The organism is Paenibacillus bovis, assembly GCF_001421015.2.
Classification (GTDB): domain Bacteria; phylum Bacillota; class Bacilli; order Paenibacillales; family Paenibacillaceae; genus Saccharibacillus; species Saccharibacillus bovis.
Genome location: NZ_CP013023.1, coordinates 2,554,862 through 2,577,389 on the forward strand (window position 1 = coordinate 2,554,862; position 22,528 = coordinate 2,577,389).

The 22,528-nt window shown below is 49.0% G+C and carries 21 protein-coding genes; 17 read left to right on the plus strand and 4 right to left on the minus strand.

Features of this window, described 5'->3' with window-relative positions; translation table 11 throughout:
• Positions 1-5 precede the first annotated feature (5 nt).
• From AR543_RS10940 to AR543_RS10960, 5 genes are all read left to right on the plus strand, one after another.
• Positions 6-1,106, plus strand: a complete 1,101-nt coding sequence (locus AR543_RS10940) for an XdhC family protein (RefSeq protein ID WP_060534314.1) — start codon at positions 6-8, stop codon at positions 1,104-1,106.
• Positions 1,072-1,854, plus strand: a complete 783-nt coding sequence (locus tag AR543_RS10945; RefSeq protein ID WP_060534316.1) for a nucleotidyltransferase family protein — start codon at positions 1,072-1,074, stop codon at positions 1,852-1,854. The genes AR543_RS10940 and AR543_RS10945 overlap by 35 nt, the downstream gene beginning before the upstream one ends.
• Before the next feature lie 325 nt (positions 1,855-2,179).
• On the plus strand, positions 2,180-3,169 hold the full coding sequence (locus tag AR543_RS10950) for an FAD binding domain-containing protein (RefSeq protein ID WP_060534319.1): 990 nt from the start codon (positions 2,180-2,182) through the stop codon (positions 3,167-3,169).
• Positions 3,170-3,175: 6 nt separating this feature from the next.
• Positions 3,176-5,506, plus strand: coding sequence for a xanthine dehydrogenase subunit D (pucD, locus tag AR543_RS10955; RefSeq protein WP_060534321.1), 2,331 nt, complete (start codon positions 3,176-3,178; stop codon positions 5,504-5,506).
• Positions 5,503-6,021 carry a (2Fe-2S)-binding protein gene (locus tag AR543_RS10960; RefSeq protein ID WP_060534323.1) on the plus strand — a complete coding sequence of 173 codons (519 nt, stop codon included), beginning with the start codon at positions 5,503-5,505 and terminating at the stop codon, positions 6,019-6,021. Before pucD ends, AR543_RS10960 begins: the two co-directional genes overlap by 4 nt.
• Positions 6,022-6,231: 210 nt before the next feature.
• Here AR543_RS10960 and AR543_RS24270 read toward each other — a convergent pair whose 3' ends face one another.
• A complete protein-coding gene (locus AR543_RS24270) occupies positions 6,232-6,609 on the minus strand; it encodes a hypothetical protein (protein ID WP_158523955.1) in 378 nt (125 codons plus the stop codon).
• A gap of 312 nt (positions 6,610-6,921) precedes the next feature.
• Here AR543_RS24270 and AR543_RS10965 point away from each other — a divergent pair, with 312 nt between their 5' ends.
• Positions 6,922-7,980 carry a phosphotransferase gene (locus AR543_RS10965; RefSeq protein WP_060534325.1) on the plus strand — a complete coding sequence of 353 codons (1,059 nt, stop codon included), beginning with the start codon at positions 6,922-6,924 and terminating at the stop codon, positions 7,978-7,980.
• Positions 7,981-8,038: 58 nt separating this feature from the next.
• Here AR543_RS10965 and AR543_RS10970 read toward each other — a convergent pair whose 3' ends face one another.
• Positions 8,039-8,716 carry a tetratricopeptide repeat protein gene (locus AR543_RS10970; protein ID WP_060534327.1) on the minus strand — a complete coding sequence of 226 codons (678 nt, stop codon included), beginning with the start codon at positions 8,714-8,716 and terminating at the stop codon, positions 8,039-8,041.
• 210 nt (positions 8,717-8,926) lie between these two features.
• Between AR543_RS10970 and AR543_RS10975 the strand changes: the two genes are divergently transcribed.
• Genes AR543_RS10975 through AR543_RS10985 form a run of 3 tightly spaced genes read left to right on the plus strand, consistent with a single transcriptional unit; the run spans position 8,927 to position 13,004 of the window.
• Positions 8,927-10,453 (plus strand): tagaturonate reductase, encoded by a 1,527-nt coding sequence (locus AR543_RS10975; RefSeq protein ID WP_227871873.1) that lies wholly within the window; start codon positions 8,927-8,929, stop codon positions 10,451-10,453.
• Positions 10,450-11,958 (plus strand): UxaA family hydrolase, encoded by a 1,509-nt coding sequence (locus AR543_RS10980; RefSeq protein WP_227871874.1) that lies wholly within the window; start codon positions 10,450-10,452, stop codon positions 11,956-11,958. Before AR543_RS10975 ends, AR543_RS10980 begins: the two co-directional genes overlap by 4 nt.
• Positions 11,959-12,011: 53 nt before the next feature.
• The gene (locus AR543_RS10985; protein ID WP_064505576.1) at positions 12,012-13,004 is read left to right on the plus strand and encodes an aldo/keto reductase; all 993 of its coding nucleotides are present in this window, start codon (positions 12,012-12,014) and stop codon (positions 13,002-13,004) included.
• Positions 13,005-13,254: 250 nt separating this feature from the next.
• Here the strand turns inward: AR543_RS10985 and AR543_RS10990 are convergent, their stop codons facing one another.
• Complete coding sequence (locus AR543_RS10990; protein ID WP_060534331.1) at positions 13,255-15,282, minus strand: beta-galactosidase; 2,028 nt, start codon at positions 15,280-15,282, stop codon at positions 13,255-13,257.
• Between the two features lie 113 nt (positions 15,283-15,395).
• Here AR543_RS10990 and AR543_RS10995 point away from each other — a divergent pair, with 113 nt between their 5' ends.
• The 7 genes from AR543_RS10995 to AR543_RS11025 all read left to right on the plus strand — a co-directional run bounded on the left by AR543_RS10995 (position 15,396) and on the right by AR543_RS11025 (position 21,348).
• Positions 15,396-16,229, plus strand: a complete 834-nt coding sequence (locus AR543_RS10995; protein WP_060534341.1) for an AraC family transcriptional regulator — start codon at positions 15,396-15,398, stop codon at positions 16,227-16,229.
• A gap of 179 nt (positions 16,230-16,408) precedes the next feature.
• Positions 16,409-17,185 carry an alpha/beta hydrolase gene (locus AR543_RS11000; protein ID WP_060536742.1) on the plus strand — a complete coding sequence of 259 codons (777 nt, stop codon included), beginning with the start codon at positions 16,409-16,411 and terminating at the stop codon, positions 17,183-17,185.
• Positions 17,186-17,232: 47 nt separating this feature from the next.
• Positions 17,233-17,901 (plus strand): SGNH/GDSL hydrolase family protein, encoded by a 669-nt coding sequence (locus tag AR543_RS11005; RefSeq protein ID WP_060534343.1) that lies wholly within the window; start codon positions 17,233-17,235, stop codon positions 17,899-17,901.
• A 24-nt stretch (positions 17,902-17,925) separates the two neighbouring features.
• Positions 17,926-18,822 (plus strand): SMP-30/gluconolactonase/LRE family protein, encoded by an 897-nt coding sequence (locus tag AR543_RS11010; RefSeq protein WP_060534345.1) that lies wholly within the window; start codon positions 17,926-17,928, stop codon positions 18,820-18,822.
• 170 nt (positions 18,823-18,992) lie between these two features.
• Positions 18,993-19,406 carry an SMI1/KNR4 family protein gene (locus tag AR543_RS11015; protein WP_060534347.1) on the plus strand — a complete coding sequence of 138 codons (414 nt, stop codon included), beginning with the start codon at positions 18,993-18,995 and terminating at the stop codon, positions 19,404-19,406.
• Between the two features lie 160 nt (positions 19,407-19,566).
• Positions 19,567-20,748, plus strand: coding sequence for an acyl-CoA dehydrogenase family protein (locus AR543_RS11020; RefSeq protein ID WP_060534349.1), 1,182 nt, complete (start codon positions 19,567-19,569; stop codon positions 20,746-20,748).
• Positions 20,749-20,790: 42 nt separating this feature from the next.
• The gene (locus AR543_RS11025) at positions 20,791-21,348 is read left to right on the plus strand and encodes an SMI1/KNR4 family protein (protein ID WP_060534350.1); all 558 of its coding nucleotides are present in this window, start codon (positions 20,791-20,793) and stop codon (positions 21,346-21,348) included.
• A 174-nt stretch (positions 21,349-21,522) separates the two neighbouring features.
• On the opposite strand, the gene AR543_RS11030 is transcribed toward AR543_RS11025, so the two are convergent.
• Positions 21,523-21,699 carry a YjfB family protein gene (locus AR543_RS11030; RefSeq protein ID WP_064505577.1) on the minus strand — a complete coding sequence of 59 codons (177 nt, stop codon included), beginning with the start codon at positions 21,697-21,699 and terminating at the stop codon, positions 21,523-21,525.
• Positions 21,700-22,070: 371 nt separating this feature from the next.
• Here AR543_RS11030 and AR543_RS11035 point away from each other — a divergent pair, with 371 nt between their 5' ends.
• Positions 22,071-22,499 carry a NucA/NucB deoxyribonuclease domain-containing protein gene (locus tag AR543_RS11035; RefSeq protein WP_060534353.1) on the plus strand — a complete coding sequence of 143 codons (429 nt, stop codon included), beginning with the start codon at positions 22,071-22,073 and terminating at the stop codon, positions 22,497-22,499.
• Positions 22,500-22,528: the final 29 nt, after the last annotated feature.

Genomic DNA, 22,528 nt, shown 5'->3' on the forward strand with positions numbered 1-22,528 from the left:
AGACGATGGATATGAAGGACCTGTGTACAATTGCCCGTCGTGAACGTCAACAACATATTCGAACCGTTCTTGCTACCGTGGTGCATGTGGAAGGTCATGCTTATCGCAAGGAAGGGGTCTCCATGATCCTGACAGAAGATGGACGTCATTATGGTACGATCAGCCCCGGTTGTCTGGAAGAGGATCTATGCGGACGGGTAGAATCGGCGTGGAACAGCAGTACGGTTCAGATAGTAGATTATGATATGCGACCAGCGGATGATCTGTCCTGGGGAGAAAATATCGGCTGCGGCGGCCGGCTACAGATTTTGCTGGAACCGGTACGTGGAGAGCTGGAAAAAATTCTGGATCTACTGGATGAGCGGCTTGAACAGGGAGAAGCTGTCAGGCTGACACGCTTTTTTTGTGCCAATGGACCACGGGTAGAATATATGCTGTCTGTGCTGGGTGGTACAGGTACAGACAGTCAGCCGACTTTTTCACTTGAGGAAAAGACGACTACAACTGCGGTAGCTCAGCCGCTGATCCTCGCTCATGATCACACGACCGAATATGCAAATGCTGATACTAATATCCAGTCGTATACTTTTATCCGTACCTATCGTGCCAAACCGCGTCTGATTCTTATCGGTGCAGGCGACGATAGTCAGCTGGTCAGTTCGCTTGCCCAGGCAGCCGGATTTCGCGTAATTGTGGGGGATTGGCGCGAATCACTCTGCACAGCAGATCGTTTTCCGGGTGCGACCTGTATAACCGGATTTCCGGCAGAACTGTATGATGCGATATCTCCACAGATCGGCGATTATATACTATTGATGAGTCATAATTTTCCCAGGGAACGAGAATGGATCGAGTATATACAGCATTGTCCCTATACCTATCTGGGCATTATGGGCTCTTCCGAACGAACCCGCCGATTGTTCGAGGGGCTGCCTTCCTATCCCCATGTGCATTCACCAGTAGGGTTATCGATTGGAGCGGATGGACCGGACGAGATTGCGATCAGTATCGCTGCAGAATTGATCGCTGTCAAAAGAGATCGCAAGCTATCGACAAAGGAGGAATCGGCTCATGTCTATCGCCGCACTGGTATTGGCAGCCGGTAAAAGTAGCCGGATGGGGAAAGACAAGCTCTCACTGCCGCTTCCAACTATATCCGGAACGTATACAGTTCCAGCTGCAGGCCAACCAGCAACTCCAGATAGGACAGGAATAGAGCAGCATCTATACACCTGTGCTGTTGTTGACCCCAATACGCAGATCAGCCATGAAAAAAGCATACCCGTCGTATCTAAACCGGTAACAAGTGTGGGCGGCCATGTACTGAAGGCCATACTTGCTGAGAAAAGGTTATCTCCGGTTGTGATTGTTCATGCTCCCTATTCTTCGCCAGTCTGGCGGCAGGAAGTGCTGGCATGGTGTGAAAGAAAAAACTGGCAGGAAACAGAATGTGCCGATGCGGATCGTGGAATGTCCTATTCTATTCGCTGCGGAATGGAAAGGATCAAGTCTTCTGCAGCCGAAGCTGTCATGATTTTGCTGGCGGATCAGCCGCTGGTAGATTCGCTTCTGCTGGGAGATATAATAGACAACTGGCAGCAGAGCGATTCGGCACTGGATTATATAGCCGCTTCGGATGGACGCAATGCCCAGCCGCCGGTTATTATGGCACGGCACATATGGGACAGACTGGATCAATTAACCGGTGATCAGGGAGCAAGGCAGCTGTTTCGACAGCCTGATCTACGGGGACGGATTATACCGTATGCCGAACATTATTTCTGGGATGCGGATACGCCGGATGCTTTGCAGCGTATACGTGATCATATTAGATGCACCTTGGATACAGGATAAGCCAGGGTGTTTTTTGTTTTATGCCAGAAGTCTTCAGTCAGGTTTATCGGGGATATGGTATACAACAGATACAACGCAAGTTATAGGCCATATAGAGACAAGCCAGCCAATTATATTACATATTATAAACTCTAAAGATAGATTGTTATTATATATGTTAATTTATATTACATAATAGAAGGCAGAAAGACTAGGTTATAGGTTTTAAATACTAAAAAAGAGTATTTCGTTTAATATATACACAAAATTAAGTTAGATTAGTTGACGTTAATAAGCGGATTCAGTACTATAATTGAAATTATACTGTTAATGCGGAGGTGACCTCATGAATATGCATCAAAAAGAATCTTCCTTTTCTACTCCGTTGGCTCCTACGGTATGGGAGCCGTCCAGTGCCGAAGAAGCTGTTCTTCTGAAGTATCAATATGGAGCCGATGCAGCTTATATAGCAGGCAGTACATTGCTGCGCACTCAATGGGAAGGCGGTCTGCTGAATATTCCGGGGCATATGATCCGTTTGGATACGATACCGGGATTAAAAGGCATCACAGACAGTGAGCAGCATATTCATATTGGAGCATTAACTTCACTGCACGAATGCGGAACAAATCGATTGATACGCAGTTATGCTGGCATCTGTTATACAGCGTGTCGTCATATCGCGGCTCCAGCTGTCCGTAATCAAGGTACGATAGGTGGCAATATCTCATCAGCCGTAGGAGACATGATTCCGGCACTGCTCGTACATGATGCCCGGCTCGTCTGGATGGATCGGGAGCATCCTGCATTCGAATACGAGCAGGAGCTGGTAGATTGGCTGGAACAGGTTCGGTTGGGCAGACGCAGTCTGGGTGCGGTCCTGCTGGGTATTACGATTGACAAAAGTAAAGCAAACACCGGTTTTCTTGATCATAACGAGGAGGAATATAATCGTCCTCCTGCTTCTTTTTCTGGATCATCGTCATGGCGTGAAGTTGGTTTCTACCGCAAAGTGGGACGCCGGGAAGCCTTTACTCCTTCGCTCGTTACGGTAGCATTCCGTGCGCTGATGAATCGGGAAGGAGTACTGGCAGATGTGAAAATAGCAGCAGGCGGAGGTGCTGGTCTGGCTATGCGACTGAATGGATGTGAACATCTGCTGGAAGGCAAAGTCTACGACCCGCAGTATACAGCCACGCTAGCAGCACTGGTGACAGAAGAATGGATAAGCTACAGCGATCCTTTTGCTTCGGAATCCTATCGTCGCCAAACAGCAGGCAATCTGCTTGCCGCTGGGTTATGGGAGACAATATATCAGGAATGGGAGAGGGGATGACTGTAGATGCTGCTGAATCGGCAAAATAGTGGAGAACGTTGGCGCAAGCGTCGGGACGGCAAAGAAAAGGTAACCGGCGAACTGCGTTATCTGACAGATATGACAGCTGAAGGCATGCTGTATGGACGTGTTCTACGCAGCAGTCATCCCCATGCTCGTATTCTGTCGCTGGATACGTCGGCCGCGGAGAATCATGAAGGCGTAGTAGCTGTAATTACGCACCGGGATGTGCCGGGACTGAATCGTTTTGGGATTGCTGTGCCGGATCAACCTGCCCTGTGTGAAGATACGGTTCGTTATATCGGCGATGCTATAGCAGCCGTAGCGGCTATCACTCCGGAAATTGCCGCTTACGCATTATCCCTGATCCGGGTGGAGTATGAGGTGATGGAGACGATTACCGATCCGATGCGGGCACTAGAGGATACTGCGCCTCGTTTGCATCCCCAGGGCAACGTACTGCACCGTACCCAGGTCAAGCATGGTGACGCAGCACGTGCGCTCCAGAATTGTGCCTATGTCGTCAAAGAAATCTACAGTACGCCACGTCAGATGCATGCCTATATGGAAACTGAAGGCGGACTGTTTATTCCCGAACCGGATGGACGTCTAACGGTATATGCACCTACCCAGCATGGTTACAAGGACCGGATGCAGATTGCCCGGATTCTGGATTGGGAAGAAGAGCGGATTCGCGTTATTTCCAGTCCTATCGGGGGTTCCTTTGGCGGCAAGGATGAACTGAATGTACAGCCTTATGGATCGCTGCTGGCGCTAAAAAGCGGTCGTCCGGTCAAAATGCACAACTCACGGATGGAATCGGTACGTGCAGGACTCAAGCGTCATCCGATGAAAATCGAGATGGAGACCGGTATGGATGAACACGGTCGGCTAAAAGCCCATCGGGTGCGCATCGTCGCAGATACCGGTGCCTATGCAACGCTGGGTGCGCCGGTGCTGAATTTTGCCACAGAGCATTGTATGGGGCCTTATCGATGGGAGCATATGGATGTAGAAGGGATATCGGTGTATACGAATAATGGCGTATCCGGAGAATTCCGCGGCTTTGGCGGCAATCAGGCGATCTTTGCCATGGAAGGCCAGATGGACAGGCTGGCAGAGCTTATCGGCATGGACCCATGGGAATTCCGGATGCTCAACCGCCGTTACCCGGACGACCCCGGACCATTGCAGCAGGAAATCTGGAGAACGAACGGATTGGAACAGGTTATGCAGGCGCTGGCTCAGTCCTCGCTCTGGCAGCGCAGGAGAGCAATGTCTGATCCATCTGCTTATGATTTTTTATCAGACGCTTCTTCACCTCCATGGATCAAGCGGGGAATTGGTGCAGCGCTGGCGATGCATGGAGCAGGACTTGGTTATGGCATCGACGATCCGGCAGGAGGGCGATTATCGCTAAATGCAGCCGGACAGATAGAAGCCGCTTTCAGTTATGAGGAATTCGGCCAAGGATTGATTACGACGCTGGAGATTATGCTGATGGATCTGTTTCATTGTACGAGTGAAGATATCAGTATCGTAATTGGCGATACGGATCGTGTACCTCATAGCGGTTCAAGTACCGCTTCACGTTCAACGACAATGGCATGGATGGGCTTGCAGCGGCTGAAAAATCCTTTTCTGCAGGCGATTTTGCAAAAGGCGCATGACATGACCGGTATTCCGCTTGAACAGCTGACAACCGGCGAGCAAGGGATCTGGCAGGTCACTTTGGAAGATGACACAGAAGTAAGTCGCGAGTGGGTGATATCCTACCGGGAAATCGCTGCAGAAGCGCAAGGAAATGAATTTACATTTGATACCAAATTCTCGTATCCAACGACCCCGGATGAGGTAGTTGGTGGACATTTCCTGTATACCTATGCAGCGGTGGCTGCCGAAGTAGAGGTCAATACGCTGAGTGGTCATGTCAGACTGCTTGACACATATCATACTGTAGCAGCAGGACCGGCGATTAACCCGATGGGATTTATTGGACAGATCGAAGGTGGCAGTGTGATGGCACTTGGATTTACATTGACCGAAGATGCTGTAATGGAAGAAGGGCACTATATGACCCGTAATATGGACACCTATATGATTCCGGGTATTCAGGATATGCATACCTCTCTGGAAGTTGAGGCGATCGAGGATTTGCCGGAAAATGATCCTTTTGGGCCGCGGGGGATTGGAGAAATCGGTTCGGTAGCGTTGGCACCGGCGATTACCGCAGCTATTCGCCAGGCAACAGGAACATGGGTTACGCAGCTTCCGGTAGCTCGAGATCAGCTTATTCGGCCAGCAGGCGTATGGCAGCAGGAAGGAGTGCGTCCATGACGAAGACGACAGGTATACAGTGGCAGGCGGTAGTCAATGGCAAGGCCCGGGAGATAGAAGTACCTCCATCCCGGCGGCTACTGGATATTTTGCGGGAGGATCTGGATCTGACCGGGACCAAAATTTCCTGCGAGATCGGAAGATGCGGTGCCTGTATGGTACTGATTGACGGGGAACCGATGAATTCCTGTCTAATGATGGCTTATCAGTGTGCTGGTAGCGAAATTACGACTATCGAAGGATTGCATGGTGAGACGGCAGAAGAGCTTCATCCGATTCAGGAAGCTTTTCTCGAAGAAGGCGGGTTTCAGTGCGGTTATTGTACGCCGGGGATGATCATCTCCACCAAAGCGCTGCTCGATCGTATTCCCCAGCCCGGGGAACAGGAGATCAAAGAAGGGCTATGCGGCAATTTGTGCCGATGTACCGGTTATGGCGGTATTATGCGTGCTGTCGAGAGCGCGGCAGACAAGTGTGCGTATCGCAGTTTACCGTCTCCGGTGGTCGGTCCCTGAACGAATGCTGACCTTTGCATCATAACAGAAATATCACAGCGGAAAAATGCAAGCCAAACAGCAGCCAATCTGATATCCCGGATGGCTGCTGTTTGGCTTGCACCATATTACTATTGCCAAACCCGCATAATCCGTCTGGATCGGTAGAGCCGGGGGAGCAGACTTGTGGAAAGACCGGCAGTTCTTTTATACTGACAGAGTTCTGCAAAATCACAAGTCGATATCAAGGTTGCCGATTTCTATAGTACATTTGCACAAAATGAAATAAAACATATAAAACGTGTAGCAAAAATCACCGATGATATAAAAGAGAACATGGGTTTGTAGACAGATCTCCCAGGCGATAAATAAACCAGTTTGCGATGAGCGGCCTTTACCCGTAAAAGAACAGCAGCAGAACATAAAATCCCTTTCTCCAACCGGGCTCCGGACGAAATAGTGTTCACTGGCTCCGGTTCGTGTTATCATATAGCTTTGGCGAATAATGCCGGGATGAGATTTGCCGTAAAAGGCAGGAAGCAGAGCTGCTGCTGTCGAATAGTACAGAATGAGCTCAGCCTGTTCAATAAAATGGATCACTGCCACCATTTTCAGATAAGAGAATGGAAGGCTTCAATAGGGAATAGATCGGACTGGAAGATGGCGGTCTGCTTAAATAGAATAACTGCAGTTTATAAAAACGGGCGTCGTGATCAGTGTCCAACCTCATTATAGTTGGACAATCTGCTGATCGACGGGCCGGTCTGCAAAACAAATTATCAAGGGTACAGCAGGATTACATCAACGGATAATCATCAGTCTGCCACATCAGCGTTGCCTGCATGGGAACTGGCAGTCGAAGGCCGTAATCGGCGTTCTCCCTTACCCGCACAGGATAAAAGGCAACAAGGAGGGGAATCATTGGAACGTGAATATATAGATTCCATGGAACAACTGGCAGATCATTATTTCCCGTCAGGGAATTGGCATATGGTAGAAGGCAAGGGTGGAATGAACAATACAACCATGTTCATTGACCATGCTTCCCGGCGTTATGTATTGCGCCGTTACGAGACACACCGCGAACCGGACAAGGTACGCTATGAACATGAAGTACTGTCAGTACTTCCCGAAGTACTGACAGGGCTTGAGATTCCTCAGCCGGTCAAAGACCCGGAAGGCAAGACCATATGCATGTCCGGCAGTGAAATGCCGACAGGCGAGCAGAGCAGCGGAAGACTCGCGGCTTTATTTCACTATGTAGACGGCAGCAACCCCGTTCTGGCAACTGAGGAGCAGATTTATCGTTTTGGACAGGCAGCAGGCAAGCTGTCGGCTGCTCTGGCACAGGTGCAGATTGATCTTCACCCGGTCTATCCGCCTTATTACCGGCTTGGACAATCCTATCCGCTCTGCAGTCCAGGACGGATGGAAGCTTTTTGTGCCAATCCACCGGAAGACTTTGCCGAAATCGCTGATACGCTGTACCGGATCGGTGAAGGTCTGGGCGAGCAGCTGGTTCGTATCACCCGACTGGCTTCACTGCCGCACCAGCTGATTCATGGGGATCTCAATGCTTCGAATATGCTGCAATCGGAGGATGGAGAGATTACTGCTATTCTGGATTTTGAATTTGTGACCCGTGACCTGCGGGCGATGGAGCCGGCTGTATGTCTGTCTGATATGCTGAGCAGCATGGAATGGACCGAACAGGACGAACTTCGCTGTACCGCCTTTCTCCAAGGATATGCTTCGGTAATTACATTGACAGAAGCGGAGTCTGTTAGACTGCCGCTACTTATTTTACTGCGTCGCATTGATGTATTTATGCATTTTTTGAGTCGTTATTTCGAAGGTATCGATCAAGCGGATGTAGTCATTATGCAGGCAAAGCGTCTGGATGAAGGACTGAACTGGTACAAAAAAAGCGGCCCCCTGCTCAAAGCAGTCAGCCGCCGTATTTTTGGATATGATGTCTGAGCCAATCTCAAGTTTGTCTGATCCACCCCTGAGGTATTGTAGAACACAAGTGAATTCATCAAGTTGAGAATATTCGACGCAGCCAGCTACGGAATGCCCATCCGCGCTCGCTGCGTTTTTTGTATTTGGGCAGGGAGCGATAGACGACAATCCCTTCGTCAAAAGCATTGCGGGCAGCTTCGGTGCGGCCGAGAGAACGATCCAGCATTCCCAGCATATAATAAGCCCGGCAGGAGGAAGACTGAATGTTGCGGAACTGCTCCAGATAATGCAGTGCCTTTGCCTGATCGGTACCGATATATTCGGAAGCCAGACGCAGATAGGGCTCCCCGTATTTGACACGAGGATTCATGTGCAGCGCCTGCAAAATATGCTTTTCGCCAGCTGGTTTCTGTCCTGTATGCAGTTGACAGGTTCCGAGATCATCCCAGTATTCCACAGAGTCTTCGTAGGCATGACCGATCTGTTCCAGCCATTCGAGAGCTTCACGGTAACGCTTGCGTTCAATCAGCAGCCGGGCGAGCTCATACCGGGAAGACATATCACTCGGACTGCCGGCAATCTGTCTACGCAGATAACGTATACGGCTTATTCGCCGTAAGGGACGTATCAGGCTGGGTGAGATACCGACAAACCGGCGATCCAGCATATAGACAATAACAAGAATAACGAGCAGAGCCAGAAATGGATTACCCAGCAGCCACCATAAAATAGAGAATAGAAAAATTTTGCTCATAACCGGAGGGCCTCCTGTAGGGATTAATATCAGGCTGCTGGCAAGCCAGTACCCGATAATCCAGAGATAGAATACAGAAATTTTTATTAAAAAAATGATATAATTCCTTCCAAATATTCACTATTTCAGTCTAAATGATGATACAATGATGTTCAAGAAACGCTTTTTATCACAAAATGTTAACGTGAACATTTATCGATATGGAGGAATATGATGACAATCAGCAGACTACAGCCCTTGTTACGACTGGGATTAACCGGCGAGGATGAACGCCGCAGACATGTACAGATTCAACAGCTGCCTATCAAGGTACTGCAGATTGGAGAAGGCAACTTTTTGCGTGGATTCGCTGACTGGATGCTGCAGGAAAGTATTGCTTCCGGCAAGTACCACGGCAGTGTGGTGCTGACTCCCCCTACACCGAGAGGAGCGTCCAAGCTGGAGCGAATAGCGCAGCAGGATGGGCTGTATACCCTGGTGGTACGTGGACTTCAGGATGGACAAAAAGTAGAAAAACGGCAGCTTATTTCAGTATTCAGGGATTATGTCGATCCGTATAGCGAGTGGGAGCGCTTTTTGCAGCTGGGGGAATTGGAGTCGCTGGATGTAGTCATTTCCAATACGACGGAAGCAGGACTTACCTATACACCAATAGACTACATTCCCGGAGAGCCGATTGTGAATTATCCGGCCCGGCTGACTGTGCTGCTGCAGCGGCGGTTTGTACATTTTAATGGCGATCCGCAGCGTGGTCTGATGATTCTGCCGTGTGAGTTGATCGAGAATAATGGAGATCGTCTCCGTGAGTATGTACTGCGATATGGACGCGAGTTTGGTTTTGGTGAGGCGTTCTGCAGCTGGGTAGAGCAATCACAGCTGTTTTTGAATAATCTGGTAGACCGCATCGTAACCGGCATGCCGGGGGATGAAGAATATGCGAGATTGACAGGCAGCTGGGGGTATGAAGATTCATTTCTGACGACAGCAGAGCCGTATCACCTCTGGGCGATCCAGGGAGATCCGTCACTGGATCGTCGTCTGCCGCTCGTGCGTGCCGGACTTAATGTACAATGGGTACCGGATCTTAAGCCATTTCGTCAGCGCAAAGTGCATATTCTGAACGGAGCACACACGCTGATGATGCCGGCCGGACTGCTGCAGGGCAAGACAACCGTTCGTGAAGTGATGGAGGATGAGGAGCTTGGCGAATGGGTGAGAGGGACAGTGGAGCAGGAGATTATTCCGGCACTGCCCATGCTGCCCGAGGAATTGAATCGTTATGCTGCCGAGACATTCGAGCGCTTTAATAATCCGTATCTGGAGCATCGTCTGCAGGATATTGCCATGAATAGTATCAGCAAATTCCAGTCCCGTCTGCTACCTGTATTGAAAGCGTATACAGAAAAAGAGAATCAACTGCCTACGCAGCTGGTATATGGTCTGGCTGCGCTGCTGCGACTGTACCGGGTAACAGCAGTCGAACAATCGGATAGGACGATCACCTTTACAACAAATCTGCCAAATGGAAGCAGTATGGATATTCGCGATAACACCGAGCAGCTGGGCCGACTGGCAGAACACTGGACCCATTTGCAGCAGAATGAACAGTCGTATCACCAGATCATCCATGCGATACTGGCCGATACAGTAATCTGGAATGAAGATCTAACCGCAATAAAGGGACTGGCAGAAGCAGTAGCATCCCAAATAATAAAGATGGAGGCGGATGGGGCATGAATACAATGATGAGAGATCATATTGCTATCCGGCAGCAGGACGATGTGGTGATTGCCCTGCATGATATGGCGCCAGGCGATACACTGGTACTCGATAACGGAGAGATATTGACGATTGTAAATGATATTCCTCGCGGTCACAAAATCGCCGTTCATCCGATTCAACCCGGACAGGATGTAATCAAATACGGCTTTTCTATTGGTAAAGCGACGGTGCCGATTACACCCGGTGAGTGGATTCACAGCCATAATCTGCATACCGGGCTGTCCGGTACACTGGATTATGAATATCAGCCAGAGCTGAACTGGCAGCCGCGTGTTATTCCGGCACATTTGCAGACATTTGATGGCTATGTACGACCTGGAGGAGAAGTAGGAATTCGTAACGAGATATGGATTATAAATACCGTGGGTTGTATTAACAAAACCTGTGAATTGCTCGCTCGTACCGCTCATTCAGAGATGGCAGGACGTGTAGACGGTGTGTATCATTTCCCTCATCCGTTCGGTTGTTCCCAGCTTGGAGATGATCTGGAATACACACGCCAGCTGCTGAGTTCGCTCGTGCTGCATCCCAATGCGGCTGGTGTACTGGTTATCGGTCTAGGATGTGAAAATAACCAGATTGAACAGTTCTCTGCAAGTATACCAGCAGAATATGCCTATAAAATCCGTTATCTCAAAGCCCAGGAAGAAGAAGATGAACTGGAAGCAGGCATGGCATATCTGGAAGAGCTGGTGTCGCTGGCCGAGCAGGAACAGCGTCAGCCGCTGCCGCTATCCAGACTCAAAATAGGTCTTAAATGCGGCGGTTCTGACGGTCTGTCGGGTATTACCGCCAATCCGCTGGTCGGTGAAATCGCAGACTGGATCGTCTCTGCAGGCGGCACGGCGATTCTGACGGAAGTACCGGAAATGTTCGGTGCGGAGACGATTCTGATGAACCGCTCCGCCAGTCCGCAGGTATTCGGTCAGCTGGTGGATCTGATCAACGGATTCAAGCAGTATTTTGTCAATCATGGCCAAAATATTTACGAGAATCCCTCACCTGGAAATAAGGCGGGAGGAATTACCACCCTGGAGGAAAAGTCGCTCGGCTGTACCCAAAAAGGCGGACATTCCCAGGTCGTGGATGTGCTGCGTTATGGACAGCGGGTACATCAACCCGGCCTTAATATTGTGGAAGCACCAGGAAATGATCTGGTATCCGTCACCGCCCTGTCGGCAGCCGGTGCTCATATCGTGTTATTTACAACTGGACGGGGCACTCCATTTGGCGGTCCGGTACCGACAGTAAAGATTGCTACCCAATCCGAACTGGCGAATCGCAAAAAACACTGGATCGACTACAATGCCGGTCAACTGCTGGAAGGGCAATCCATGGAGCAGGTATCTCTGGATCTGCTAGCCCGTATTGTGGATATTGCTTCCGGACGCTGTCAGACCAATAATGAACAGCGGGGATTCCGCGAAATAGCAATTTTCAAAGATGGTGTCATCCTGTAAACTGGGTATAGCCTGTGAGTATCCGGATAGCCGGTACGGGAAGGAGAAGTGCGATGCCAGTGAACGCGATGATAAATAGACGCAAGCTCGGAAATACAGGCTTGGAAGTATCCCCGCTCAGTCTGGGAGCAGCTCCGCTGGGACATGTATTTGGTCATATTGATGAGGATCAGGGTGTACGAGCTGTTCTGGAAGCTTTTGAACAGGGAGTTAATCTGGTGGATACTTCGCCGTATTATGGAGTCACTCGTTCGGAACAGGTGCTGGGCCGGGCGCTGCGTCAGCTGCCAAGAGAGCGCTATATCCTGTCGACCAAAGCGGGACGTTATAATGACAGGGAGTTTGATTTCTCCCGTCAACGGATTCTGGATAGTGTAGACGAGAGCCTGCAGCGTCTGGGGACGGATTATGCAGACATTCTGCTGCTGCACGATATCGAATTCGGTGACCTGAATATCGTTCTGGATGAAGCGATACCGGCGCTGCAGCAGTTGAAGCAGGAAGGCAAAATACGTTTTTATGGAGTATCCTGTCTGCCTCTGGAAGGATACCGGCGCGTTCTGGAGCATACCGATCTGGATGTGATTTTGTCTTATTGTCATTATACGCTGAATGATTCCACTCTTACTGATCTGCTGCCTTTGCTGGAAGCCAGAGGGATTGGGGTTATCAATGCTGCACCGGTTGCGATGGGGCTGCTGTCCGACAAAGGGCCTGCTGACTGGCATCCTGCTTCTCCCGAGATCAAGCAGCGCTGCCGCGAAGCGGCAGAATTCTGCCGACAGCAGGGGAGCAGCCTGACACAGCTGGCGATCCAGTATGCTGTCTCTAACGAACGTCTAACGACTACGATTGTAGGAACAGCGAGCACTGCAGAGATTACCGATAATATTCGTTGGGCAGGTGAGCCGATCGATTTGGATGTACTGCAGCAGGTATTGAACATTCTGGCACCTGTGCAGGGACAGACATGGCCAAGTGGACATTGGACCCGTGAAATATTGGAAGGAAGCAGAGAATTGAAGTGGCAAGGGAGCCCTTTCTAATATCAATCTATAGGCTATAGCCAGGATACGAATTGATCGGTTATAGTTAGATGACTATGATAAAACATAGTATAATGACGGAAAATAACGAACTTTCCCAAAAAGAATGTTGCCCATGACAAAAGATGAAATACGTCATGAATGTAAATAAATGGAGCAGATTCGACAAAAATAGCGATACGCAAATGTTGTAATAAACATTTTACGTATCGCTATTTTCATGTTACAATAAATTAGGTATCCGATGTAATTATTTTACAGATAAAAGAATGGAGCTGCGCGCTGGAACCTCAATAGAGGAAGCAACCTGATTATTACTTAACATATCCTCTGCGTTAAGGTTTCCGAGGTCTACAGAAGCAGCTTCGGCATTATGATTAAGCAGGAACAGGAACTTGCGTCCGTCTTTGACACGACATCCTGCTTCTACACCTACAGGTGTATCGAGAACCGGCTGAATCCTTTTTTGGTCGCAGAGATGCTTCATGAGTCCGGCAATAAATGTCTCTTCACCATCCGAAGCGATATACCATGCCTCGCCCTGACCAAATGTATTGCGAGTAAGCACTGGCATTCCCTGGTAAAAGTCTTCACCGTACCGGGCCAGCACTTCGGCACCCTCGGTATGCAGCAGATCGCATAGCATGCCGCATTTGTAGTCACCGCTCAGATCACCAAGGGTGTTATTCATCACGATCCGGTTACCCATCGAAGGCAGCAGGGCATCGATTTCTTCGACCCAGATGCCAAGCAGCTTGCGCAGTTCTCCCGGATATCCACCGAGCGTGACCAGATCGGACTCGCCGACGATTCCACTGAAAAAAGTGGTAACGAAAGTGCCACCGCTGCTGGTGAATTGTTCCAACTTCTCGGCTAACCCCGGTTTGACCATATACAGAACAGGGGCGAGGATCATATCGTAATGACTGAATTCCGAGTCGACACTGATAATATCGACCTGCACATTGCGATCGTAAAACGCTTTGTAATACTTATGGATCTGTTCGACATATTTGAGGGCAATTGTCGGTCCGCTGGATTTCTCGACGGCCCACCAGTTCTCCCAGTCGAACAAAATGGCTACCCGTGCTTCGATGCGTGAATCCAGTAGCTGGTCACCGAGCTGCTGCAGCTCATGGCCCAGTTCGCTGACTTCACGGAACACGCGGGTATCTGTATGACCGACATGTTCAATGACTGCGCCATGGAATTTCTCACAGGCGCCGGCTGAACGACGCAGCTGGAAAAACATAACTGTATCTGCACCATGAGCGACTGCCTGGTAACTCCAGAGGCGCATCACGCCCGGACGCTTCAGTGAATTATACGCCTGCCAGTTTTGCTGGCTCGGTGTCTGTTCCATCAGCATGAAGGGTTCGCCGTTTTTGATGCCGCGCATCAGATCATGAGCGAGCGCTGTGAAGCTCACCGGCGTATCCAGCCCCGGATAATTGTCCCAGGAGACGATATCCATATATTTGGCCCATTTAAAATAATCCAGCGGCTTGTAGAAGCCCATCAGGTTGGTGGTGATCAGAGCGTCCGGAATAACGGAGCGTACCGCATCGTACTCCAGACGATAGCATTCCAGCATACTGTCTGAATTGAAACGGGAGTAATCAAGCGAGATTCCCTGGAAGCTGGAGCTGTTTTCTCCCCATTCTTCACTGCGGTTGTCCGGGAGTACAATTTCATCCCAGTCGTAGAAAGTATGGCCCCAGAATCCGGTATTCCAGGCTGTATTGACAGCATCCAGTGTACCGTAGCGCTGTTTCAGCCAGACCCGGAATGCCTTTTCGCAGTTCTCGCAGTAACAGTCACCGCCGTATTCGTTGGAGATATGCCAGACCAGAATCGCAGGATGGTCCTTGTAGCGTTCGGCCAGTCGTCGGGCAATCTCAACCGAATATTTGCGGTACGTCGGGCTGTTCGGACAGGAGTTATGACGTCCGCCGAATTTGCGCTTGCGTCCGTCCTTGTCGGTGCGCAGAATATCGGGATAACGCGTCGCCATCCAGGCCGGATGGGCAGCCGTACTGGTTGCCAGACAGGTATAGATACCGCTTTCATAAAGGCTGTCGATCAATTCATCGAGCCATTCGAAATGATATGTAACTTCGTCCGGCTGATTGCGTGCCCAGGAGAAGACGTTGAGAGTAGTGATATCAATGCCGGCCTGCTTGAACATACCGAGGTCTTCCTGATGTGTCTGCTTATCCCATTGCTCAGGGTTATAATCTCCACCGTAGAAGATTTTTGGAAGTTTGCTGCTGATCAATGCTGTCACTCCTTATATAAGAATAACTCTATACTAAATGATAATAACACCTTGTAAAATATAAGATAAAACATGTATAGTATAAAAATATGGATATAGGATGTGAACGTATCATGTACGTAACCAACCCGCACCGCCGCTTTTTTACAGAGCTCAAAGACCTTCAGCTTCCTATTCATATGGAGAGTATCGGCGAGAATCCGGATCAGGAATATATTGAACGTCCGGATGGTTATCCATGTTATCACTGGCTTCAGACGGTGCATGGGGAAGGCGAATTTACATTTGGCGGTGCCCGTTATTTGCTCAAGCCCGGATCGGGTGTACTGCTGGCTCCACGGGATGCCCACAGCTATCGCCCGGTAAGCAGCGTCTGGGAGACGATTTATCTTACTTTTGGCGGACCGCAATCATTGGGGCTGTTGTCCACTTTTGGATTGTCGCATTCCGCTTATTATGAATGGGATCGGGATTGTGATCTGGATACGTTCTCCGGCAATATGCTGGGTAGTATCCGCAGCAACCGTGATTTGTCTGGACTGGATACGAGTGCCGATCTGTACCGTTTTCTAACCCTGCTCAAAAAGCATGGACGTATCAATAATCTGCCATCCTTATCCCATACGGTAGAGAGACTGGCGCCATTGATGAGCTTTATGGAAGCTCATTATGATGATCCGAATATCGGTCTGGAAGATATGGCGATTCAGGTAGGCGTAAGCGCACGTCATCTGAATACACTGTTCCGTCAGACATTCGGAATGACTGCCTATGCCTATTTTATTCTGCTGCGTCTGCGCAAAGCCAAAGAACTGATGACACTGTATCCGCGTATGACGATCAAGGAAGTATCCGGTCAGGTCGGTTTCCGCGATTCCAGTCATTTTGTGGCTACATTCCGTCGCCTGGAAGGGGTAACTCCTGAACAATTTCGCAATTTATATTAAAATGTGCGTTTGCTGATCATCAGTCATGCACATTTTGATTGAAAGTATTTTGTTAAGCGCTTACAATATTAACGCTTGAAAAGGAAAACGGGATAATGAACGATGCCTATACTGCTCATTATCCCTATACTGCATTCATGATACCCAAGCATACATATACAGAAGTGGAGGAAAGGGAAATGGATAAAATATGGATTGCTGATCCTGCGGTAATAGATGATCAGGGGGAGCGACCTTACCTGGTGCCTTATCTGTTGCCGGATACACGCAGTGCAGTCATCGTACTGCCGGGCGGAGGCTATGAATTTCGCGCAGATCATGAAGGAGCTCCTGTAGCAGAATGGCTGAATGAGAATGGAATCTCGGCATTTGTACTTCATTACCGCCTTTCGCCGCGGCAGCGCCGGACGCCGCTCGAAGATGGACAGACTGCGATTCGTCATGTGAGAGCCAATGCAGCGGAATACGGTATAGATCCTTCGCGAATCGGGATTCTGGGCTTTTCTGCCGGCGGACACCTGGCTGCTATGACAGGAACGGTATTTACAGAGCAGGAGACAGAACTATTAAATGGTCTCAAGCGCGATGTCAGTTCACGACCTGATGTGATGGTGCTTTGTTATCCGGTTATTACGATGGACAGTTTTGGACATGAAGGTTCCCGCCTATCCCTGCTTGGCGATCAGGCAGCGATCGAGCTGGTAACCGGCAGCAGCGCGGAGAAGCAGGTGACAGCCATGACACCACCAGCCTTTATCTGGCATACCACTGATGATGATGTCGTTCCGGTACAGAACAGCCTGCGCATGGCACTGGCACTGGAAGAACACAGGGTGCCTTTTGAACTGCGTGTATATGAGAGCGGAGGCCATGGGCAGGGACTTGCACTGGACCATCCTGTTATGGGAAACTGGACCAGAGATTGTATATCCTGGCTCAAACGTCAGGGCTGGTAATCATCCGCTTCACAGATGGAATTATGGATAAAGAGGAGATGGCAGAGATGAAAATGGATAAAAACAGTACCTTGCTAATGATTGGTGATTCGGTAACCGATTGCGGCCGGGGACGTCCTGTAGGTCAGAATGGTACGCTGGGAGACGGTTATGTATTGCTGGTAGATGCACTTTTGCAAACGGTTTACCCGGATTATGCTTTCCGCGTACTCAATACCGGTATTAGCGGCAATACCGTTCGCGATCTGGAAGCGCGCTGGGAGCAGGATGTGTTTGCCCACAAACCTGACTGGGTATCTATTATGATCGGAATCAATGATGTATGGCGTCAGTTTGACAATCCAACAGAACCTCATATTCATGTCTATCTGGAAGAGTATGAGCAGACGCTGCGTAAATTGGTAGAACAGACGCTGCCACGAGTAAAAGGAATCGTTCTGATGACGCCTTATTATATGAGCACCACACCGGAAGATCCGATGAGAGCAACAATGGATATATACGGTGCAGTCGTAAAACGCATTGCTGAAGAATACGGGACAACATTCGTAGATACACAGGCGGCGTTTGATCATATCAGTCAGTACATATATCCGGCTAGTCTGTCTTATGGCTGGGATCATGTGCATCCGAATACCAAAGGGCATATGGTGCTGGCGCGCACATTCCTGCAGGAAATCGGGTATGATTGGAGCCGCTCCCCGATACAGTCCTGAAACTACACTATTGGAGGATCTATCATGAAGCAGTACACGGCCGAATTAATTATTGATGCCAGAGCCAAGCTGGGCGAAGGACCAAGCTGGAATGCAGAGCAGCAGCGTTTGTTATGGGTAGATATTGAAGGCTACCAGCTGCATATCTATAATCCGGTTACCAAAGAAGATCGTACAGTAAATGTGGGCGAGCATATTGGAGCGGTTGTTCCTTATACCGATACCGAAGTGATTGGCGCGTTATTCAGCGGTCTCTACCGTATACAGTTATCTGACGGGAGCAAGACATTGATCCATGATCCGGAAGAAGGGCGTCCCGGCAACCGTTTTAATGATGGTAAGTGTGATCCGGTCGGCCGTTTTCTCGCTGGAACGATGAGCCTGAACGGTGAGGAAAAGCAGGGAGCACTATACAGCATGGATACCACAGGTCATGTGCGTCTGCTGCTCGGTGAAGTATCTACCTCCAACGGATTGGCTTGGAGCAGTGATCATCGTACACTGTATTATATCGATACGCCAACCTGCCAGATTACCGCTTTTGACTATGACCTAGAAGACGGATCGATAGCAAATGGACGTGCTGTAGCGGAGCTGGATGATAGTGATGGTTATCCGGATGGCATGACGATTGATGAAGAAGGAATGCTCTGGGTCGCCCGCTGGGGTGGCAGCCGTGTAACACGCATTGATCCGTCAACAGGTCAAGTAATTGGCGAGGTGCATGTACCTGCCAAATGTGTGACAGCCTGTACATTTGGCGGAGCAGATCTGGATGAATTATATATCACTACAGCCCGCGAAGACGATGAAGCAGCCGATTCTCCTGCCGGAGGCGTATTCGTTGTTCGTCCGGGAGTAAAGGGTATAGCTGCTTACACATTCAATCAGGGGAAAGCTGCGAATTGGCAGACGGCATGATATCATTTGATCGAAGCATATAGCTGCAGCAGAGACTGCAGTTACAAGGAATAACTGTATAACAGCACCGCAGATTCCGTTGATCGGGATACTGCGGTTTCTGTTTATCCAGTCATTATTTTATCGATGATTGGCTATTGCATATTAAAAGGAATATGGAGGAACAAGACATGAGACCTGTACTGGAATGCTGTGAACAGCCGCTTACGGAAAAGGATTTTCAGGAGCTGGAAAAACAAATGGGGCGTCCGTTCCCTCCAGCGTTCAAGCAGTATTATCTGCATTACAACGGAGGGTATTTGCCGGAAGATCGGGAAGGAAATGCTGTTATCGTAGGCGGATTTAATTCTATTCGTTATGGTAAGCTTCCAGCAGAAAAGCTGTATGCCGATTTGTTGGAAAATTTTGAACAGCTCGAAGGGTTGTTTCCTTTTGCTTATGATCAGGGTGGGAATAGTTTTCTTATATCTTTGCGAAGTGAGCCTGATTACAACAATATCTATGTCTGGTTAATGGATCTAAAGGAGTTGCGATTTATAACCGATTCTTTTGAAGACTTTCTGGTATTTCTGCTGGAGGAATAACAGGAGGCAGGGACTATTTATTTTACCTGCTATAGACTGGAATACGGATGAGCAGACAGAGCCCAATGTTTATCCGACTAAAAAGATTGATTTTATATAGTATGTCATTGGATAATATTTATAGTATCTGGAATAGAGCTGTAGAGAGGATGAGCTACATATGACAAGGAAGCGAATCGATCTGTTTATTCGCAATGAAAAAGAAGCAGAACTGGCGGCATGGGCTGATCGTCTGGCTGTAAAGTTTGCTGAGCGTTCAGCCAAGCATGACGAGGAAGGCTCGTTTCCTTTTGAAAACTTTCAGGAGTTAAAAGAAGCTGGTTACGCCAAATTGACAGTAGCCAAGAAATACGGTGGAGAAGAACTGGGGCTGTATGAGTGGCTGCTTGTGCAGGAGCGTATAGCCAGAGGAGATGGCTCTACAGCACTTAGTGCGGGCTGGCATGGCGGTATGATGCTTCATTTCCGTGAAGCCGACGGCTGGCCGGAGCCCACATTCTCGGAATTTTGCCGGGATGCGGTTGCCCATGGCAATATGATTAACAAATTTGCCAGTGAACGCGGCACGGGCAGTCCGACACGGGGCGGTCGTCCGCAGACAACCGCTGTACGTACGGAGGGAGGCTGGCTGCTGAGCGGACGGAAAACTTACAGTACTCTTAGCCCGTTGTTGACTGATTTTATTGTTAGTGCAGGTATTGAGAACCAGCCGGAAATCGGTGATTTTCTGGTGCGTTCACGGGATGGAGTGAGCATCGAGGAGACATGGAATACGCTCGGCATGAGAGCAACCGGCAGTCACGATGTAATTCTGGAGCAAGTATTTGTGCCGGATCGTCAGGTGCTGTCCATCCATCTGCCGGGGACTTCCAAATCGGAACGCGATGATGGTGATGGCTGGCTACTGCATATTCCGGCCTGTTATCTGGGTATTGCTTATGCGGCTCGTGATTTTGCATTGGAATTTGCCGCCCATTATACGCCCAACAGTCTGAATGAACCGATCGCCACACTGCCGCATATCCGCCAGTGGATCGGACAGATCGAGAGCGAACTGAGACTGGCACGAACACTAATGTACGATGTGGCAGACCGCTGGGATCGTGAACCGGAGCAGCGCAAGCATATGCGCCCCGACTTTGGATTGGTCAAGTACAATGCTGTGCATCTGGCTAATCAGGTTGTCGACAAAGCGATGAAGATTGTAGGAGGAGCAGCCTTGTCCAAAAATCTGCCGCTGGAACGCTTGTATCGTGATGTGCGCGCCGGTCTGCATAATCCGCCGATGGAAGATGCCGTACTGCAGACGCTGGCTCGTACAGCGCTGGAGGAGTTATCGTAATATCGGCAACTTTTATAAGTACATTTTGTTAATGGAGGTCCCATGCTGACTCTATCTGAAATCAAGCAAAAACTGGACGACAAATTTATTCCTCTGCAGGATATTGTTAACGGTCTACGGCTAATGGAACGCAAGCAAAATGTTACTGCGCAAGTACGGCAGCTGGAACAGCAGCTTGGCATGAGTCTGCCTGCCGATTTTGCGGACTTTGTTCATGCGTATGATCTGGATAACTTCGGCTTATGTAATGTTACTTTTGGTACAGAGAATGATTATGTAAAATGGGTTCTGGATATTAATACGACTAGCGGATTTGATCGCTGGTGGAGTGGGTCGGAACGTCCGGCAGCATTAATCTGCATTGCACTGTCTGATCCCTATACGCTGTTGTTGAATCTGCAGACGAACGAAGTGTATGCGATGACCAGTGAGACACAAGATGGAGAATGGCAGCGCGTCGCAAGTCATTTTTCCCTATTCATCCGGGGACTGGGCACCGCCTATCTGGAATCCGTATCACCTAAACAGCTGGCACAGGAGACAGAAGCAGAGACGCTGAATTTCTGGCAATGGGCGGTCAATCAGGGAACACCTGCATAGTAGTCCTGTGTATATAGAATGTGGGCATGCCGTACCTATTGCCAGTAGACAATCAGCACAAAAAGCCTTAATCCATTATGATTGAGGCTTTTTGTGACGTTCCCAAATTCGGATGTAAGCATGTCATACAGTCGGAATCACAGCCAAAGTAACCGTCTACCAAAAGGCTGTTACTCAGGCACGAATGTCCAGACTTTTACCCAGATTCGGATGCGGAGCTTGCTGGAGCATTTGAGCCATTTGTTGACCTTGCTGTTCCACCATATCTTTTGATAAAGCCATAACCTGGATTCCGGCAGCCTGAGCGACAGAAGCCTGACTCATTGCCATTGACAAAGCAGGGATATCCATGGATGCTTCCTCCTTTCCTGCCTAGGACAGGGCATAGGTTGTTTATCGGCAGATGCCTGTATAATAATTAATACGATCATTCGAATACGCTCTCGTTTTTGGAGGATTGTCCATTTTTAATCGATCTTTTAGGTGAATATAAGGTTACTTTCAGGTGTACGGGTTAAATTATAGATATACCCCTTTTGAAATATAGATTTGACGTAGACCCTGTCTCTGGAAGGCAGGGTTATTTTTTTTTGGACATAACCATACCAAAATTTACATATTTAATGGTATAAATTTACATAAAAAGATTTAAGTTTTAAATAGAATAATTTAAACTAAACTCGGTTTTGTTTTTACCAATAAAATGGAAGCGAGATGATGGAATGAAAAAAGTATGGATGACGGTAACAATGCTGGTGATGATGATGACATTGCCGGTAGTGCTTCAAGGCGAAGCACAAATACATAAGGTGTATGCGGCGGCAGCATACGATTATACACTGAATTTTCCGTCCGATCGTTATCCCGAGACTGCTGATCATATTCGTGATGCGATTGCAGACGGCCATTCAGATGTATGCACAATCGACCGGACAGGCGCAGACGAGCGTCGTGAAGATTCCCTGCGAGGCGTACCGACCAAATCCGGCTATGACCGTGACGAGTGGCCGATGGCGATGTGCCTGGAAGGTGGTACCGGTGCAGATATCCGCTATGTGATCCCTTCAGATAATCGCGGTGCCGGCTCTTGGGTAGGCAACCGACTTGAGAATTACCCGGACGGTACAAAAGTAAAATTTATCGTGAACTAATAAATAACAGATAAAATTAACGGCTGAAA